Below are 18,612 nucleotides of genomic sequence, written 5' to 3' on the forward strand. Positions count from 1 at the left end.
GATCGCGCACTGCCATCGGCTCACCAGCTGTCCAGCCGGTCGCCCCAGCTCGTCATGTCGCGCGCATAGAAGCGGTAGGCATCATCCGGCACCTTTTGCGCCAGCCGCGCGAGGTCGAAGATGAACAGCGCGCGGCCGATGCCGCGACGGCGGAAGCCCCGGTTGCGCTTGGGCCGGATGCTGTCGCGCCATGCGCCGAGGTTGATGTAGGTGTAGTTGTTGCGTCCCTTGCGCGGCTGCGAAAACTGCACGTCGGCTTCCAGCGCCACATGCGTGTGCCCTTCCACATGCAGGTGAAAGCCCAGTTCGCGATAGGCCGGCTGGAATGCCGGCAGGCGCAGCACCTTTGCCGTCGAAATATCGGCTTCCGGCTCCTGCTTCTTCGCCATGCCGCGCATCAGCAGCACGTCGAGCCAGTACCAGCGCAGGCGGCCGAGTATGCGCAGCAGCCAGAGCCCGAATTTCATGCTGCCCGCGGTCGTCTTCCATGTCTCGTCGTGCGACAGCCAGGCGATCAGGCTTTCGCGAAAACATTCCAGCACGGTCTCGTGCAGCCCCTTCGCCGCCGCGTCCTCGCGCGCCATCTTGCGCGTCTCGCGCAGCAGGCGCACCACCGCCGCCACCGAGGGCCGGTACAAATCCATTTCGTCGAGCAGGTTGCGCACGCGTCGCGCACCCGGCATGTCATGTGTGTCGTCAGGCAGATTCTGCGCGGCGCACCAGATGAAGCGCGACAGCATGCCGGCCGCCACCGTGTCGCCGAAGCAGGGATCGCTGAATGCGCGGTATTGCTCGCTGTGCCATGCCTGCGGCTGCCAGCCGTCGCGCGGATTCCAGCGTGACGTGGCGCGCGCATTGTCTGCATCGCGCCATTGTCCATGGGTGGCAAGCAGCCGCAGCGCCACATCGGCGAAATAGAACGGCAGGCAGGGATACATGTCGTCGCGCGAGGTGCCGAGCTGCGCCGCAACCCAGTTGCGGTAACTGTCGGGGATGTCGAATGCGGTCATGCCCAGGCATTCTTCGTAGAACATCTGCCGCGCCGCCGGCACCACCTGCAATTCCTTGTCATGGTTGCCGACAATCGGGATCACGGTCACCCTGACGCCGGTTGCGCGCAGACTCTCGATGGTCTTGCGCATCCAGAAAAAGAAACCCGAATACGGCCGCTCCGCACATACCGGCCGCTTGTGCGCGTGGATCGCGACGATCTCGCGCATGATCGCCATCACGATTTCCTCGAAGCGCGGATCGTCGCGCTGCCATGGATAGACGTCGGCCTGCGCCCATTTGCTGCTGCGGATCAGGTCGATGATGTCGCCGTTCAGTATCAGCAGCAGCTCGTCGATGATCTGGTCCGGATCCTGTTCCGATTTTTCACTCGGCGGATTGCAGACTGCGAACAACAGTTGCTCGAAGAAGAGTTGCCAATCGTTTTCCGATGCGGTCTGGTTGCCCACCGAACAATCGGTGCAGTGGATGTCGCTGATCAACACGCACAGGCGATTGTTCGGCAATGCGCCGGCCGGCCACAGCACCAAATCATGTGACTGACTGCCTTCAGTCATGGCAATGCTCGCGCAGAAAACCGACCAGGTGCGGGAAGATATCGACCGCCACGTTTTTCCCCATGAAAACGTCCTGATGGCCGTAACCCGGAAAGACATGCAGCCGGTGCCTGCCGGGCACGATCTGCTCCAGCCGCTCGTGGCAGCGGATGTTGGAATCGGCAAAGACGTTATTGTCCTGCCCCTGCACGAAGAAGATCGGCGTGTCGATCTCGGCCGCGTGCGCGAGATAGTTGTCGGGCAATGCGGCATAGCGCGGATTGCCCGGCTCGAACTTGACCGCCGCATGGCCGCTCTTCACCATCTTGTGGACATGGCGGTAGTAATGCACCGGGGTGCCGCCGAACAGGTCGCCAAGGCGTTCATGCGTTTCCGGCGCGATGTTGGCGTGATTGAACACCGCCGGCCGGCCGCTGCCCCACATGAAACTCAGCATGTGGCATTCCGGCGAATCGCATTCCTGATGCACGACATCGGCCGCGCAGGCAATCAGCTTGCCGACTGACCACGCAGGTTGGCGGCGCCAGCTCGGGTTGAAGTACTCGACGCCGAGCAGATAATCGGACGCCCACGGCCCCCACGCCAGCTTGAATTCCGACCAGCGCGGCACATGCGGCGTCAGCGACACGCTGTTCAGGATCATGCTGGAAATGCCCTGCACCGTCTTGCCGAACACCGCCATCGCCATCGTGATCGCGCCGACGCAATGCGCGATCACGTGCAGGCGGCGATGCGACCCGATATGCCGCCGCAGTTCCGCAAGCGCCGCCGGATGGTCGAACAGCGCGATATCGTCGAAGTTGTAGCGGCTGCGTTCGAGGTTGTAGGGAAAACGGTTGCTGCCGCGATAGTCGAGCGTCCACACGTCGCCGAATCCTTCGTCCAGCAGATGCTGCACCAGGTTGCGATGCTCCGGCATGATGAACATGTCGGACGAATTGGTCAGGCCATGCACGATCAGCACCACGTCATCGCAGACTGCGCGCCTGAAGCGCGTCAGTTGCAGGCCGAGACCGTCGGCAGTGGAGAACGGATGCTCCGTGATCTGCGCGCCGCTCACGCCTTCGGTCGTGAATTTCGCGTAGCGGCGCTTCGGTTGATTCAGCTTCGGCGGCAGATGCGGTCCATACACATCCCACAGCTTGCCGGCAAAGAACTGGCCGAAGCGCGCCAGCCCCTCGACGCTGGTCTTGCCGTGCGCGTCGGTGGCACGCAATCCCCGCAGCACCTGCATGAAATCCTGCAAGCCGAGGCTGATGATGCCGGTGACCCACAGCGATGCCTGCGCCGGCTTCGCCGGATCGACATGGCCGCGAAACACGTTGACATACAGAGTGGTCGTGTCGTGCCACGCGTCGAGCGGCGCAGTGTGCTGCACCTGCTTCTGCCCGACAAAAGTCACCGACTCGCCTTGCGGCGTGGTGCAATACACCTGGTAGTACATCACCTTGCGGTCGCGGTCGGCGGTGTCGGGCATCAGGCGGAATGTGCCCGATTGCACCGGACATATCCCACCGAGCAGAGGACAATCGATGTGACCGGCGAGCGTGCCCGCATGCTCGGATTTTTCGAGAAACGCGGCGAGATCGCCGATGCCAACGGTGACATGCAACGCCAGCGTGTTGCCCGCCGCCTCGCCGTCCTTGCGCCCGTCGGCGAAGGTCGTCGCCTCCGCGCTCACGAAGCCGCTCATCACTTCGGAAAATTCGATGCTCACTCTCTGCAGCGCGTTCGACATGACGATTGCTCTCCTGAAGAAACTCGTTCGATGAATCCGTAGGGTGCGCCGTGCGCACCGCATGTGAGACGTATCAGTACATAGGGTGGGCACCTGTGCCCACCTTGAAACTGCTCAAACAGGAGTAGGGCGGGTCCCACCCGTCAATGAACCACGCGTGGCGGGTGGGCCCCGCCCTGCCCATCCTCGTTGGCTTCAAAGCTCCGCGTCCGGCGCATTGCCGGTGATCTCATGCGCAATCCACTCCGACAGCGCCGTGATCGTCGCCGCCGGATTCGCGCCCAGCGCGGTCGGCATCAGCGATCCATCCGCCACATACAAGCCCGTATAACCAAATACCTGGCCTCTGCTGCCGGCCGCCGCGCTGACCACGCCTTGCTGCGGCGAATCGGCCAGCGCGCATCCGCCCAGCGGGTGCACCGTCACGTTGTTCCTGACCGGCCACAGCCATGTCGGCATCGGCAGAAAATGCCGGCCGCCGATGAAGCGCGTGAAGCGTTCGCCGAGGCGCAGGATCGCGTCGTACAGCGGCCGATTGCTGTCCTGCGGCCAGTCGATGTCGAGACAGCCGGACGCATTCAGCCGCAAGCTGCCATTGGCCTTGTCCAGCCCCATGCACAGCAGCACCGCGCTGTATTGCGACAGGTCGTGCGAGAACAGGCGCTGCACGAGATGGCCGACCCTGCTGTTCTTGCGCCCCGGATAGGCGCGGTCGAAGGCGTACAGGCAAAGCTGTCTGCAGGTCTGCCAGAGGCGTTCGAGCGGATTCATCATCGGCCCGATGGCCGCGGCAGCCCATCCCGCATGCGTCGGAAAGCTCGCGTCCTGCAGCAGGAAGGCATGCTCGCGATTATGGTTTTCAAACAGGTGATGGTCCGTGTATTGCGTGATGACCGGCCCGTAGGTGGAATTGACTTCGCGCTTGCCGTCGAGCGCGAAGGAAAGGAAGTCGCCGTTGCCGGAGAAACGCTGTCCCAGGCGATCTGAAATGCGCGGCAGGCTGCGATGCACATCGCGGCAGCGCAGCAGCAATTCGGTCGTGCCGAGCGTGCCGGCCGACACCACCACACGCCGCGTCGTGACGCTGTGCTGCGATCCGTCTTCCATCGAGCGAAACAGCACGCGGTAGCCATGCCGCCCATCGGCGGTCGCATCATCCCGGCCGGCGCCATCGAGCGGGACGATGTTCTCGACCGCCGCCTGGGTGCGGACCTGCGTCCGGTAACGCGTCTGCGCGACATGCAGGTAGTTGCGGTCGAGCGAGTTCTTGCCCTGCACGTTGCAGCCGATATCGCATTCGCCGCAGTAGGTGCAGGAAGTCTGACGCGCGCCGTAGCGGTTGATTTCCTGCTCGCCCAGCGCGGTGGCCTGCCCGCTGCCGTAGCTGTAATCGTTGCCGAAGAAGACGCAGATGTCCGCCAGCTTCGTCGGCAGCCCGGCGGCGCGCGCAAAGTTCTGGAACTGCACGGTGCGCTTGATGTGGCGGCGGTCGTGCGGATCGTCGCCTGCCGGCGGTATGGTGCGCGCGCCGAGCACCTGCTGCGCCACGTCGTAGTACGGTGCCAGCACCTCGCGCCGCACGGCGGCAGGCCAGCCTTGCTCGAACACCGCCTCGGGCGGGCGCAGGAAGACGTTGGCGTAGATTTGCGAGCCGCCGCCGAACACGGCGGAGGTGACGGTATCGATGCGGCTGAAATGGCGGATGTCGAACATGCCGGTGAGCTGGCCGCGCCTCGCCTTGCGCCGGCGAACCGCCCTCGGACGACGGACCGCATCGCCGTCGGGGCACCACACATTGTCGGCCAGATCGTGCGGACTGCGCGGAAAGGCGCCGAGCGGATAGGTCTTGCCGCGCTCCAGCAGCAGCACGCGCCCCGGCCATGTCTTCGACAGTCGCGCCGACATCACGGCGCCGCCAAAGCCGCTGCCGACAATCACTGCTTCATATTCCAGAGTCGTATCCAATCGCCCTCTCCCTTCCTTGTTTCACGTCCGGTTGGCATCATGCGCAGCGGCATTCGAATGGAACGCCACTGTTACATTTTCGATACATCTTCCGGCAGCTTTTCAGCCAGAAGACAGATGAAGCAGGATGTAGCAGTGCAGTTACGGCGCTCTGTTACATTTTTTTACATATGGTATTTGATTTTCATCAATACATGTTAAGTTTGTCCATGGTTGACAACGTGCGGGGCGTAGGCGGAACCGTTGCGAGAATTTCCGCGCCCCCTGCCGAAGAAACCATGCCAGGCGCAATCCGCATATTTTCAATTTGCCGACACGGTTAGATGGGTATCTTCGTACAGCTTTTCTGCTTCCTGCGCCGCCGCGCGCTTCCGACGCTGGCATGGATGCTGGCGTGCACACTGGCGCACGCCGGTACCCTGCAGGTGACCGATGCGCCCGCCGAAGCAGCGGTCAATCTGATGCCTTACTGGACGATTCTGGAAGATCCGGAGCGGCAGCTCGACATCGGCGAGGTGAGCACGCCGGAATCGGCGGCACGTTTTCACACGCCCGCACAGAACGTGCAGCGCAGCGCGATGGATAGCCTGAATTTCGGCATGACGCAATCCGCGATCTGGCTGCGGATGACGCTGCGCAACGATACGGACAAGACCCTCGACCGGCGGCTGGAAGTCGCGTATCCGCATCTGCAATATGTAGACCTCTACGTGCCGGATGCGCACGGCTTTACGCACATCAGCTCAGGACACGAGATACGGTACTCCGAAAGGCCGGTGGACCATCGCAATCTCGTGTTCCCGCTGCAGCTGCCTGCACACTCCGAATCGACGGTTTACCTGCGCGTCGCGTCCGCCACCTCGCTCGACATCCCGACATGCCTGTGGGAACCCGAGGCGTTCGCGCGCCACGGCCTGCACGAATACATGGGACAGGCCCTGTACTTCGGCATGCTGCTGGCGCTGGGCCTCTACAACTTCCTGCTCTTCATTTCGATGCGCGACAGGACGTATTTCTACTACGTGCTGTTCACCCTCTCCAGCGCGCTGGCGCTCGTGTCCTACAGCGGCATGGGGTATCAGTTCCTGTGGCCCGAGGCGCCCGGCTGGGCGACGATTGCCGCGATGATCGGCTTCGCCGCCAACGGCCTGACCCTGCTGCTGTTCCAGCGTCAGCTGCTGGCGACGAAGACGACCGTGCCTGTGCTCGACCGCGTGATGCAAGGCTTCATCGCGCTGAACGTGCTGCAGATGATCGGCTTCTTCTGGTCATTCGAAAAAATGGTGCGCTTCGGCGTTGCCATCGACGGCCTCAACATGCTGCTGGCGCTGACCGTCGGCATCGTCTGCTTGGTGCGCGGACAGCGCAGCGCGCGGGTGTTCCTGCTCGCATTCAGCGGCCTCGTGATGGCGGCGGTGCTGACGGTGGCGCGCAGCTACGGGCTGGGCGTCCCGAGCGTCCTCACGACCTACGGCATGCACATTGGCTCGGCGCTCGAGATGCTGCTGCTGTCGCTGGCGCTGGCCGACCGCTTCCATCAGATCCGACAGGAAAAGGAAGCCGCGCAAGAGCAGCTGGTTGTCAGCCTGAAGCGCTCGGAACGCATGCTCGAGCTGCGCGTGACCGACCGTACCGCCGAGCTGTCGGCGATCAACGCGGAACTCGTGGCGCAGGAACGCGCGCTGGCATCGGCCAAGGAAGTCGCGGAAGAAGCATCGCGCATGAAGTCGGTCTTCCTCGCCAACATGAGCCACGAAATCCGCACGCCGATGAACGCGGTCATCGGCATGGCCTATCTGGCGTTGCGCACCGATCTCACCGTGCGGCAGCGCGATTATGTCGAGAAGATTCACCGCGCAGCGATTTCGCTGCTGGGCATCATCAACGACATTCTCGATTTCTCCAAGATCGAGGCGGGCAAGCTCGACATCGAGCGCACCGACTTCACGCTGCATGACGTGCTGTCCAACGTCAGCTCGGTCACAGGACAGCGCGCGCAGGAAAAGAATCTGGACTGCGTGTTCGAGATCGCCGAGGACGTGCCGGTGCTCCTGGTCGGCGACCCGACGCGGCTCGGACAGGTATTGATCAACCTGATGAGCAATGCCATCAAGTTCACGCAGGAAGGCGAAGTCCGGCTGCGCTGCCGTGCGCAGCGGATCGGAAGCCGCTCGCTCGCGCTGCACTTCGAGATCCACGATACCGGCATCGGCATGACGCCGGAGCAGCAGGCCAGACTGTTTACTGCGTTCACTCAGGCCGACGATTCGACCACGCGCAAATTCGGCGGTACCGGCCTCGGTCTGACGATCAGCAAGCGCCTGATCGAAATGATGGACGGCACGCTCACGGTGCAGAGCGAGCCGGGCGTCGGCTCGGTGTTCAGCTTCAGCATCCGGGTCGAAACGAGCATGCTGCTGGAACAGCCGGCGCCGGCCTTGCCGGAAGGATTGCGCGGACGCCGCATCCTGATCGTGGACGACAATCCCGCCGCGCGCCAGATCCTGCTCGATCTGCTCGAAGGCTTCCGTCTGCAGGCAGACGCTTGTGCCAGCGGTGCGGAAGCGCTGGCGGCAATCCGGCAAGCCGATGCCACCGCGCCGTACGACGTCGTGCTGGCCGACCTCGGCATGCCTGGCATGAGCGGCGTGGAACTGGCGGCGGCGATCGTCGATGCCGGTCTTGCGCATGTGCCGAAGACCGTTCTCATCACCGCCTTCGGCCGCGAGGACGTGCTCCGGCAGGCGGAACATGCGCCGATTGAGACCGTGCTGTTCAAGCCGATCGGACAATCGATGCTGCACGATGCGCTCGTCAATGTGCTGGCGCGGGAATCGATGGCACGCTCCGCCGCGCGCCAGCAGCGCGTGGTGCCGCGCTTCGACGGCTGCAAGGTATTGCTGGTGGAAGACAATGAAGTGAACCAGCAGATTGCGCGCGAGATGCTGTCGGCGGCCGGCCTGACCGTGGATCTGGCCGGGAACGGTCGCATCGCCATCGAAACCTTGCTGGCCGCCGGCCCGCAGGCATACGACCTGGTGCTGATGGATATCCAGATGCCGGAAATGAGCGGCCATGCGGCGACGCGGCGGATCCGGATGGAAACGGAGTTTGCGGAACTGCCGATCGTTGCAATGACGGCACATGCCACCGTGGAAGAACGCGAACAGTGCATGTGCAGCGGGATGCAGGACCACATCACCAAGCCGATCGACCCGGACGAGTTCTACCGCACGCTGGCGCGCTGGTTGCGGCATGCGCAGTCGCCATCTGCGCCCGCAGTGAATGCAGCGGAAGCAGCGGCAGAAGCGCCGCTGGAAATCCCCGGCTTCGACACCGCCGGCACGATGGAGCGACTGGACGGCGACGCGGCGCTTTACCATGAACTGCTGGAAACACTGGCGCAAAGCCTGACGAAGGCGATGGCGGAATTCAACGCCGCATGGGAAGACAAGGCGCACAATGTCATCGAATCAACGGTGCACGGCATTCGCGGCATGGCGGCCAATGTCGGGGCACTGGCATTGTCGGCCTCCGCCTCGGCACTCGAAGAGACGCTGCGCAGCGGAAACGGCGAAGGCGGCAGTCACCACCAGCTGGCGGAGTTTTTCGATCTTGCCGAGGAAACGCTGCAGGCTGTCGAACACGGTCTCGCCAGCCGCACATCAACGACCGCAACGACCGCCGAATAACGAACGCGCGGGATATTGCCACGCCGACGCTTCATGTCGGCGCGTGTTTCTTTCCGCACGCATTGTTTGCTCAAGATTAAGAGCATCCGGCGCAATGCGGCTCAAGATTGTTCACGCTGCGGCCAGCCATGGCCGCTGTTGTGCATAAGGTACGGCAATGAGGCGCGGCAAATCGATGCCGTCACACTGCTTCTCGGTACCGGCCGCATTCCGATTCGGCCTTGCAAGCCGTCATGATGACGCCGGCCGCGCTTGCGCATCGACAAAAATTTTCGTGAGGAACAGCGTATGGGAATTCCCGGCCTGCGCGGAATCGGCCCGTTTACCTTGATCAAGGAAGCGGCCTATGAGTTCGACGATGACGACATGATGACCCACGCGTCGGCGCTATCCTACCAAGTGATCTTTTCGATATTCCCGTTCGTCATTTTTCTTGTCGCGCTGCTCGGCTTTCTGCACCTGCCCGGCTTCTTCGACTGGCTGCTGCAGCAAGCCTCGGCGATTTTCCCGGAACAGGCGATGGAACAGGTGATCGGCGTGATACAGCAGTTGCAGCAGCCGCAGGGAGGCTTGCTGTCATTCGGTGCGATCCTCGCGCTGTGGACGGCGTCCGCCGGCACGCGCGCCCTGATGCGAGCGTTGAACGTGGCATACGATGTCAAGGAAAGCCGCCCCATGTGGAAGCTGTATCCGCTGTCGATCATCTACACCATCGGCATCGCCGCCATGCTGGTCGTCGCCGCCACGTTCTTTCTGATCGGCCCGCAGGCAATCGAGTGGCTGGCGCAGCGGGTCGGTCTGGAAAAGCTGTTCGTTACCGTGTGGACGCTGCTGCGTCTGCCCGTGGTGCTGGTGCTGCTGACGGCGGCGGTCGCGATCATCTACCACGTCGCGCCGGATCATGACCAGCGATTCCGCTTCATCTCGCCCGGCGCGGTGCTGGCCGTCGGGGCATGGATCGTGATGTCGCTGGCATTCGACTATTACGTGAAAAATTTCGGCGACTACAACGCCATGTACGGCAGCATCGGCACCATCATCGTGCTGCTGCTGTATTTCTTTTTATCCGCTGCGATGCTGCTGTTCGGCGCCGAGATCAATGCCGTCATCGAGCGGCATGCGCCGGCGACGGAGAAAGCGGATGTGAAGCAGGCGGACGCGAAGGCATAGCCACGGCAACCCGCGCCGCCATGGGGCTATGCGGGCGCGAAGAAGCGCTGCGCCATTTCCTCCAGACCGAGCGTGTGCAGCACTTCCTGCAGGCGTTCGCCAGGACGCCGGCGCGGCAGGTCCTTGTAGCTGGCGATGATCAGTTCGTTCTTCATCGAGTGTTCCCAGCCGACCAGTTCGGTCACGGTGACCTGATAGCCGTGCGCCTCCAGCTGCAGGCAGCGCAGCACGTTGGTCACCTGGCTGCCGAACTCGCGCGTGTGCAGCGGATGCCGCCAGATTTCCGTCAGCGCGCTCTTGCCGATCGCCTGGCCCTTGTTCTTCTTCAGCACCGACGCCACCTCGGCCTGGCAGCATGGCACCAGCACGATGAAGCGCGCCTCTTTCTCCAAGGCGAAGCGGATCGCGTCGTCGGTCGCGGTGTTGCAGGCGTGCAGCGCGGTCACCATGTCGACCGTGGGCGGCAGCTGATCCGATGTGATCGAATCGGCCACCGACAGGTTCAGGAATGACATGCCGGGGAAATTCAGCCGCCGCGCCAGCTCCTGCGACTTCTTCACCAGCTCGTCGCGCGTCTCGATGCCGTAGATGTGCGCGTTGTTCGCATCGCCATCGAGCGTCTTGAAGAACAGGTCGTACAGGATGAAGCCGAGATAGGACTTGCCGGCACCGTGATCAACCAGCGTGATATCGGAATGGTCGACGCGCAGCTCCTGCAGTAGCGGCTCGATGAAATTGTAGAGGTGATAGACCTGCTTCAGCTTGCGGCGGCTGTCTTGGTTCAGCTTGCCGTCGCGCGTGAGGATGTGCAGTTCTTTCAGCAGTTCGACCGATTGGCCGGGGCGAATGTCGGGGATGGTGCTCATGGAAATATCTCGGAAGGGTGCGCCACTTGCGCCGTCAGACGAGATTATGCCTCGTCCGTCTGCACGGCGTCAGGACGGCATCAGCCTGTCCCTCATTCAGCCGGCTCTTTCACAAACGCTAACGCGCGAGATTCAGCCGGCCGATCACTTTCAATTTCGCATCTCCGTCAGGTACGACCAAGACCATCTCGCCCGACGCCACGGACAAATCGGTCAGCGCCAGGATGTTCTGGTTATGGGTCACGAAGACCAGGTTGGTGGAAAGCGGTCGACGGGCGATCGCCGCCAGCACCTGGCGGATTTTTGCGTCGGCGTTCGGCCCCGACTCGTTGAACATCGAATCCAGCATCGGTGCCGGCGTCGCCCGGCCAAATGCCAGCCTTGCCGTATCTAGGCATCGACACCATCGGCTGGAAAGCACTTCCGCCACGGGAATATTCTGGCGACGGAACGCTTCGCCGATACGCCGGGCATCCTCACGCCCCTGGGCCGAGAGATTGCGTTGCGTGCCGCAGTCGTCGAGCGAAAAGCCGGGAGGATCGCCGACGCCCGGCTCGGTAATGGCATGCCGCATCAGCACGACATGCCCGCCCGATTTCAGCGCCGCCCAGAGGCGTTCTTCCTCGCTCTGCGCCGGCGCGGCAAATGCATTCGGCGTACTCAAGCCGAATGCGAGGGAAAGCAGAAGCCATGAAAACACTGTGCGCCACATAGGAAAACCCGTGCTCGTCAGGTATAGGCCAATAGTCGGCCGCATAAGACCACCGTCACCCACAAGACCATCGACAAGGCCGCCTGGACCTTTGCCGTGCCGGGCGCGGCAGCGCCGGTGTTCCACCGGCTCACGGAACGGTAGACACCGAGATGGAACACAGCGGCGTTGATCCCCGCGATACCGATCAAGGAAAGCTTCAGGATAAACACCTCATTGCTGGCGAAATCATGCGGATGCGCCGAAAACATCAGCAGCCCGGCCGGCACGATCAACAACAGGGCCGTCACGCCCCACCGCAGCAGGTGGCGGGCCAACGCCGTCACCGCGATGTCTTTCGACAGGCCAAGCACCCGCAGATCGAACATGACGACAGAACCGACCAGCACCGCGAAGCCGATGATGTGCACCACTTCGACGATCGGATACAGCCACAGCTCGCTTCGCATCGCGACCCCGATCGCCGAATTGGCGATCCAGTCCAGCCAGCCTGCCTGACCGCCGAGAGCCGTCCCCTGCATCAGCGCAGCTCTGTGGTCTTGCTGCCGATGATGATGCGTTCGGCCCGCATTTCTTCCGGCTTGTTCCGGTTCGGATAGCCGACCACGGTCGCCTTGTTGCCGACGTTCAGCATCTCCTTCGACAAACCGCGGTTCTCCATGCGCGACGGCGGTGCAAGGACGACGGTCCAGATCTTGTCCGCAGTCTTGAGACGCACGATGCTGTGCGGGTGCGAGTAGGTGGACTCTTCTATCGTTCCGTTCAGTTGCAAGGTATTGCCGGCGTCGTACTCGCTCCAGCCGTGATGCGCGAACACGGTTGTGGCAAGCAGTAACGATGACAGTCCGATGCACTTGAGCATGACTTTCATGAGGTTCTCCTATTGCAAATCGTTTGTCGGTGGATGGCCACCGGTTTGACCATCCGGCTGTCGGCAAATTATGCGGAAAACGCGCCGCGGTGCCTTGATGGTGTTCAGAGAATGGATGCGACTCGGCCTTCCTGCACGCTTCTCTTATATATCGTAATATGACGATACTTAAATCAATCATTTTCGATTTTCGTTTCGCCAACTGACGAAAAACTATCCATGAAGCAAGACCCGATCGACATCGATGCCATCCACAAGGCGCTGGCCAACCCGGTACGGCGGCAGATCCTTGCCGCGCTGAAGACGCCGGAAATCTACTTCTCCGAGCAGGAGCATCCGCTCGACTTCGGCGTCTGCGCCGGCCAGATCGACCGCTATACCGGCCTGTCGCAATCGACCGTATCGGCGCACTTGGCGGTACTGCAACGCGCCGGCCTCGTCATCCCCCGCAAGGTCGGGCAATGGATTTTCTTCAAGCGCAACGAGGAAGCGATCCAGGAGTTTCTCCGGACCATCAACGGCGACCTCTGACGCCCGTTAACACTCTTTTTGAAAGCCATTCATGCCACTTGCCTTGCTCATCCTTGCGCTTAGCGCCTTCGCCATCGGCACGACCGAGTTCGTGATCATGGGCCTCCTGCCCGACGTGGCACGCAGCCTGTCCGTTTCCATTCCCGCCGCCGGCTGGCTGATCAGCGGCTATGCGCTGGGCGTCGCACTTGGCGCGCCGGTGATGGCCGTCGCCACCGCCTCGCTGCCGCGCAAGCGCGCGCTGCTGATTCTGATGAGCATCTTTATTCTCGGCAACATCTTGTGCGCGGTCGCCGCCAGCTATGGCTTCCTGATGTTTGCACGCGTCATTACCTCGCTCTGCCACGGCGCCTTCTTCGGCATCGGCTCGGTCGTCGCCGCCAGCCTCGTGCCGGAAAACCGCAAGGCCTCCGCAGTCGCGCTGATGTTCACCGGCCTCACGCTGGCCAACGTACTGGGCGTGCCACTCGGCACCGCCCTCGGCCAAGCCGCTGGCTGGCCGACCACGTTCTGGGCCGTGGCCGTGCTGGGCGTGCTGTCGCTGATCGGCCTGTGGCGCGCGATGCCGATACGGCACGACGAAGAAAAGGCCGACCTGCGCGCCGAGTTCGGCCAGTTGCGCAGCGCCGGACTGTGGGCAGCGTTGTCGACGACGATGCTGTTTTCCGCCGCAACCTTCGCGCTCTTCACCTATGTCGCGCCGCTGCTGGAGGACGTGACGCACCTGTCGCCGCACGGCGTGACCTGGACGCTGTTCCTGATCGGCCTGGGTCTGACCATCGGTAACGTCATCGGCGGCCGTCTCGCCGACTGGCGGCTGGGCGCGGCGCTGATCGGCATCTTCCTGGCGCTGGCCGTCGTCACCTCACTGGTGCGCTGGACCAGTCCCGGCCTCATCCCCGTCGAAATCAACCTGTTCCTGTGGGCGATGGTGTCGTTCGCTGCCGTGTCGGGCCTGCAGGTGAACGTGATGATTTTTGGCAAGGCCGCCCCCAATCTCGTCGCCACCCTCAACATCGGCGCCTTCAACGTCGGCAATGCCCTTGGTGCCTGGGTCGGCGGACTGGTCATCAGCGCGGGACTGGGCTTGCGCGCCGTGCCGGTCGCCGCAGGTGCGCTCGCACTGGCAGCGGCGGCGACGATGCTCCTGTGTATGCGTCTGGCCGATAACGCCGGCGATGCCGACGACGACGCGCCGCTGGCCGCCGTCGCGTAACAACGCAGCAAGACGATCAAGCTTTTTTCCCTGTCCTGTCGGGCACACTTTTGTGGAGAACTTCGAATGAGCACAAGCCTTTTCACACCGATCAAGATCGGCAACCTCGAACTGCCCAACCGCATCTTCATGGCCCCCTTGACGCGCTCGCGCGCCACCGGCGGCCGCATGCCGAACGAACTGATGGCGCAGTACTACGCACAGCGCGCCTCCGCCGGCCTGATCCTTTCCGAGGCCACCGCCGTCACGCCGCAAGGCGTCGGCTATGCCGACACGCCGGGCATCTGGTCGCAGGAACAGGTCGAAGGCTGGAAGCTGGTGACCAAGGCCGTGCATGAAAAAGGCGGCCGCATCTTCCTGCAACTGTGGCACGTCGGCCGCGTCTCAGACCCGATATTCCTCGATGGCCAGTTACCCGTCGCGCCCAGCGCCATCGCACCGCAAGGTCACGTCAGCCTGGTTCGCCCGCAACGTCCTTACGTCACGCCGCGCGCGCTCGACACCGAGGAAATCGCCGGCATCGTCGAGGACTATCGCAAGGGTGCGGAAAACGCACTGGCCGCCGGTTTCGACGGCGTCGAAGTGCACGGCGCGAACGGCTACCTGCTCGACCAGTTCCTGCAGGACGGCAGCAACCAGCGCACCGACATCTACGGCGGTTCTATCGAAAATCGCGCCCGCCTGATGCTGGAAGTCACCGACGCCTGCATCTCGGTCTGGGGCGCATCGCGCGTCGGCCTGCACCTCGCCCCACGCGGTGACGCGCACACGATGGGCGACTCCAACCCGCTCGCCACCTTCGGCTACGTCGCGCGCGAAGTCGGCAAGCGCGGCATCGCCTTCCTCTTCACGCGCGAAGCGGTCGGCCCGGACAGCATCAGCCCACAGCTGAAGAAGGCATTCGGCGGCGTCTACATCGCCAATGAGAAGCTGACCCGGGAAAGCGCCGCGCAGATAGTGGCGTCGGGGGAGGCGGACGCCGTCGCTTTCGGCAAGCTGTTCATCGCGAATCCCGATTTGCCGCGCCGCTTCCAGGTCAATGCACCGCTGAACACGCCGAACAGCGCAACCTTCTACCATCCGTCGCCCGAAGGCTATATCGACTACCCGACACTCGCCGCGTAGCAAGCCTGATGCATCCGGTTGCCGGCATGTCCGTGCCCGCAACCGGCGAGCATCAAGCGTCCAGCGCGACGATGCGCAACTCTCCCAGCAGCAGGGGCCGCGCCAGTATTCTGTAGGTGTCGATATCGATGAAATGCTTCGCCGCGCGCTTGAGCTTCGTGCGCCGTCCTTCCAGCGTGCCGAGGTAGCACCAGCGGTCGATCACGTGGACCTGCCGCCATCCCTCATCCTGTTCCACAATGCCGATCCGGCCCGCATGCGGCCACACCAGCGACTGCAATTCTTCCAGCGCGGCCCGCAAGCGGGTCAGATGGGCCTGCGCCGATTCGCTGCCGATGCATGCGCCGCGACAGCGCCCGAGCTGATGCGCGAAGCAGGCGCGGCCGCGCACTGCGGTTTCCAGTCCGAGCAGGGCCGGGCACAGGCCATGCCGGCGCGCCAGCGCACGCAAGCCCTCATCAGCCGCGTTGCGCGAGGTGAAGAGGCCATACACCGAATGTCGGTCGTCGAAGTCTTCCTCGCCGCTGCCGACGATGCGCGGGCGCGCCGCGCCCTCTTCCAGTTTCAACGCAAATGCTTCAGCGATTTCCTTCAAGCGCACGTTCCAGGCCGGCTGCAACTGCTTGATCAGTTGCGATTCCAGCAACAGCGCGCCGATCTCGCCGGCGGTGCGCATGTAGTCCACGCGGCAGCTGTCGCGCAGCATCGCCTCCTCTTCCGGCGTGCGCAGATGGGACAGCACGCGCGAGCGAATGTTGACGCTCTTGCCGATATAGACCGGCACGCCATGCCGGTCGCGGAACAGGTAGACGCCCGACCCGCCCGGCAGGGCGTCCAGGCTGGCGCGGTCGATGTGGGCGGGATACTCAAAGTTGTCGGCCGGGTTCGGCCGCATGATGAGGCCGACCGAAGTAATTCTGGGGCGCATGAATGAACAAGGCTCTGCGTGCTGCGGTAACGCGCCATGATCCTGCAACGACGGCGAAATTGAAATGCCAAGTCGTAAAGTACGGCATGCCAATTCGGCATGCTGCATCTTGTTCGCATTCCCTGCATTGCCGTACGAACAATGCATTGCGCCTCGCAGTCCCGGCAGGCGCAATAGGCTTTCAACAACGCACTACACCGCCTCGGCGGCCGCGACCGCCAGCATCGCCTCCCTATCCGTGGCGAAAACATGATCGCTCCCCAGATCGGTGATCACGCCTGCCCGGTCCAGCACGTCCCACACCTGCTTCTTGACGGCCGACAGATAGAGCTCGACCCCTTCGCCAAACAGCGTCTCGCGCAAGGCCTCGAGCGTGTCCACACCGCTGGCATCGATGTCGTTCACCGAGCCCGCGCAGAACAGGACGCGCCGGATGCCGCGATTCGCGCGCGTGCGATCGAGGATGAAACGCTCCAGTCCTGCGGCGGTCAGGAAGTTCAGCGCGGAATCCATGCGCACCGCGAGCACATCCGGCGCCAGCGGCGGCAGGTCGAAGCGGCTGCGGTCGCGCAGCGTGCCATCCTCATGCCTTGCGACTTCGATGATGCGTGGATGCGAACGGCGATACAGGAAGGACACCATGGTCAGTCCGACACCCGCGAACACGCCCCAGTGCAGGCGCGGCACGGAGAGCAGGGTCACGGCGAAGGTGACCAGCGCGATCGCGCCGTCGTCTTTCGACACCGACAGCAGGCGGCGCAACGAGGAAAAATCGAGCAGCCCGAACACAGGCACCACGATCATCGCCGCCAGCACCGAGCGCGGCAGGAATTGAATGACGTCCGTCAGGAACAACAGGCTCGCCAGCACGCACAAGGCGGCAAACAGCGTGGACCATGCGCTGGCCGCGCCGGCATACAGGTTCAGCGCCGAGCGCGAGAACGATCCGCTCACCGGGAATGCGCCGACCAGGCCGCTGGTGATTTTTGCCATGCCCTGCCCCATCAGTTCCTGGTTCTCGTCCCAGCGTTCGTGCCGCCTGCGGGCAATGGTGCGGCAGCTCGACATCGCCTCGGTGAAACTGACCAGCGCGAGGATCAATGCGGCCGGCCACAGTTCGCGATGGCTGTCGAACGGGATTGCCGGCGGCAGCAAAAGCGGCGGCACGCCGGCGACGATCGTGCCGACGATCGCGCCGCCGTGTCCGGCATAGTCGAACGCCCAGCTTGCACCGATGCCCAGCACGGTGACGAACAGAATGCCGGGGAACTTCGGCGCGATGCGCTTGAGGACAAGCAGCAGCACCAGCGCCGCCGCGCCGAAGGCGGCGGTGATCGCCATTGCGGCAGGCTGCGCCTTTGCATGGCCGATGGCGGCAGCGACATCGCCGCCGGCCAGTTCCGGCAAGCCGAGCAGCGCCGGCACTTGCGACGCGATGATGAGCAGCGCCGCCGCATTGACGAATCCGGTGATAACCGGCTGCGACACCAGACTCGCGATCTGCCCGAGGCGAAACGCACCCAGCAGGAACTGGATCGCGCCGGCATAGAGCGACAGCCAGATCGCCAGCGCCACCCATTGCGCGCTCGTCGGCGCGGCCAGCGAGGACAGCGAGCCGAACACCAGCAGGCTGGTCAACGCCACCGGCCCCACACCCAAAAGCGGTGAAGAACCCCACAAGATGCCGATCACGCTCGGCAGCAGCGCCGCGTACAGGCCGGTTTGCGGCGGCATGCCCGCCAGCGTCGCATATGCGATCGCCTGCGGGATCAGCACCAGCCCGACGGTGATGCCGGCCCACGCATCGCGCTGCAGCGACGACAGCGTCGGGCGCGGCCAACGCAGGAAAGGGAAGAATCGGGCGAGCTTGATGGGAAGTCCTTTCGCTGGCGGAGATGGCAAACAAGGGTTGAGGCGATCATGGCGTGTGCGCGGACGACGCGGCATCAGTCCTGGTCATTCCAGGTGGCTCTGCCGTTCGAGATTCCCTGCGGTACTCGAGATGACAAGCAATGCACGCAGTGCCGCATGCGGCATTCAGGTGCCCGCTCACCGGCCGGCAGTCATCAGCCCGTTTGCAATAACACACCATTCTGTCAGATTTTCCGGATACGGAAGCAATGCCGCCCGGGAACGAGTCTTCGCACCGCTACCGATGAGATCCCTCGCTTGTCCTTGTCGCACGAACGACACAACACCATTTTCACTTGACGCCGGCCAAGCTTTCCGC

The 18,612-nt window shown here is 63.3% G+C and carries 14 protein-coding genes; 5 read left to right on the forward strand and 9 right to left on the reverse strand.

The features are described 5' to 3' along the window. Positions 1-20: 20 nt before the first annotated feature. The 3 genes from D3870_RS13720 to D3870_RS13730 form a co-directional block, all read right to left on the reverse strand. A complete protein-coding gene (locus D3870_RS13720) occupies positions 21-1,568 on the reverse strand; it encodes a hypothetical protein (protein ID WP_119739912.1) in 1,548 nt (515 codons plus the stop codon). Next, complete coding sequence (locus D3870_RS13725; RefSeq protein ID WP_119739914.1) at positions 1,561-3,306, reverse strand: alpha/beta fold hydrolase; 1,746 nt, start codon at positions 3,304-3,306, stop codon at positions 1,561-1,563. Before D3870_RS13725 ends, D3870_RS13720 begins: the two co-directional genes overlap by 8 nt. A 195-nt stretch (positions 3,307-3,501) precedes the next feature. Then, complete coding sequence (locus D3870_RS13730) at positions 3,502-5,271, reverse strand: GMC oxidoreductase (protein ID WP_199710650.1); 1,770 nt, start codon at positions 5,269-5,271, stop codon at positions 3,502-3,504. Positions 5,272-5,594: 323 nt separating this feature from the next. Between D3870_RS13730 and D3870_RS13735 the strand changes: the two genes are divergently transcribed. Together D3870_RS13735 and D3870_RS13740 are read left to right on the forward strand one after the other, a co-directional pair. After that, complete coding sequence (locus D3870_RS13735; RefSeq protein ID WP_119739916.1) at positions 5,595-8,963, forward strand: hybrid sensor histidine kinase/response regulator; 3,369 nt, start codon at positions 5,595-5,597, stop codon at positions 8,961-8,963. A gap of 288 nt (positions 8,964-9,251) precedes the next feature. Beyond that, positions 9,252-10,133, forward strand: a complete 882-nt coding sequence (locus D3870_RS13740) for a YihY/virulence factor BrkB family protein (RefSeq protein ID WP_119739918.1) — start codon at positions 9,252-9,254, stop codon at positions 10,131-10,133. A gap of 26 nt (positions 10,134-10,159) precedes the next feature. On the opposite strand, the gene D3870_RS13745 is transcribed toward D3870_RS13740, so the two are convergent. The 4 genes from D3870_RS13745 to D3870_RS13760 form a co-directional block, all read right to left on the reverse strand. Then, the gene (locus D3870_RS13745; protein WP_119739920.1) at positions 10,160-10,999 is read right to left on the reverse strand and encodes a class I SAM-dependent methyltransferase; all 840 of its coding nucleotides are present in this window, start codon (positions 10,997-10,999) and stop codon (positions 10,160-10,162) included. Positions 11,000-11,117: 118 nt separating this feature from the next. Beyond that, a complete protein-coding gene (locus tag D3870_RS13750) occupies positions 11,118-11,663 on the reverse strand; it encodes a histidine phosphatase family protein (RefSeq protein WP_242489977.1) in 546 nt (181 codons plus the stop codon). A gap of 65 nt (positions 11,664-11,728) precedes the next feature. After that, a complete protein-coding gene (locus D3870_RS13755; RefSeq protein ID WP_119739924.1) occupies positions 11,729-12,232 on the reverse strand; it encodes a DUF6644 family protein in 504 nt (167 codons plus the stop codon). Then, the gene (locus tag D3870_RS13760) at positions 12,232-12,582 is read right to left on the reverse strand and encodes a DUF6152 family protein (protein WP_119739926.1); all 351 of its coding nucleotides are present in this window, start codon (positions 12,580-12,582) and stop codon (positions 12,232-12,234) included. Before D3870_RS13760 ends, D3870_RS13755 begins: the two co-directional genes overlap by 1 nt. A 219-nt stretch (positions 12,583-12,801) precedes the next feature. Between D3870_RS13760 and D3870_RS13765 the strand changes: the two genes are divergently transcribed. The 3 genes from D3870_RS13765 (at position 12,802) to D3870_RS13775 (ending at position 15,454) form a co-directional block, all read left to right on the forward strand. Beyond that, the gene (locus D3870_RS13765; RefSeq protein WP_199710652.1) at positions 12,802-13,113 is read left to right on the forward strand and encodes an ArsR/SmtB family transcription factor; all 312 of its coding nucleotides are present in this window, start codon (positions 12,802-12,804) and stop codon (positions 13,111-13,113) included. Between the two features lie 31 nt (positions 13,114-13,144). Continuing rightward, a complete protein-coding gene (locus D3870_RS13770) occupies positions 13,145-14,329 on the forward strand; it encodes an MFS transporter (RefSeq protein WP_119739928.1) in 1,185 nt (394 codons plus the stop codon). A gap of 66 nt (positions 14,330-14,395) precedes the next feature. Then, positions 14,396-15,454, forward strand: a complete 1,059-nt coding sequence (locus D3870_RS13775; RefSeq protein ID WP_119739930.1) for an alkene reductase — start codon at positions 14,396-14,398, stop codon at positions 15,452-15,454. A 52-nt stretch (positions 15,455-15,506) separates the two neighbouring features. Here the strand turns inward: D3870_RS13775 and D3870_RS13780 are convergent, their stop codons facing one another. After that, positions 15,507-16,382, reverse strand: a complete 876-nt coding sequence (locus D3870_RS13780; protein WP_199710654.1) for an endonuclease — start codon at positions 16,380-16,382, stop codon at positions 15,507-15,509. A gap of 192 nt (positions 16,383-16,574) precedes the next feature. After that, positions 16,575-18,284, reverse strand: a complete 1,710-nt coding sequence (locus tag D3870_RS13785) for a SulP family inorganic anion transporter (RefSeq protein ID WP_242489978.1) — start codon at positions 18,282-18,284, stop codon at positions 16,575-16,577. Between the last annotated feature and the right edge of the window lie 328 nt (positions 18,285-18,612).

Origin of the sequence: Noviherbaspirillum cavernae (assembly GCF_003590875.1) — a bacterium.
Classification (GTDB): domain Bacteria; phylum Pseudomonadota; class Gammaproteobacteria; order Burkholderiales; family Burkholderiaceae_D; genus Noviherbaspirillum; species Noviherbaspirillum cavernae.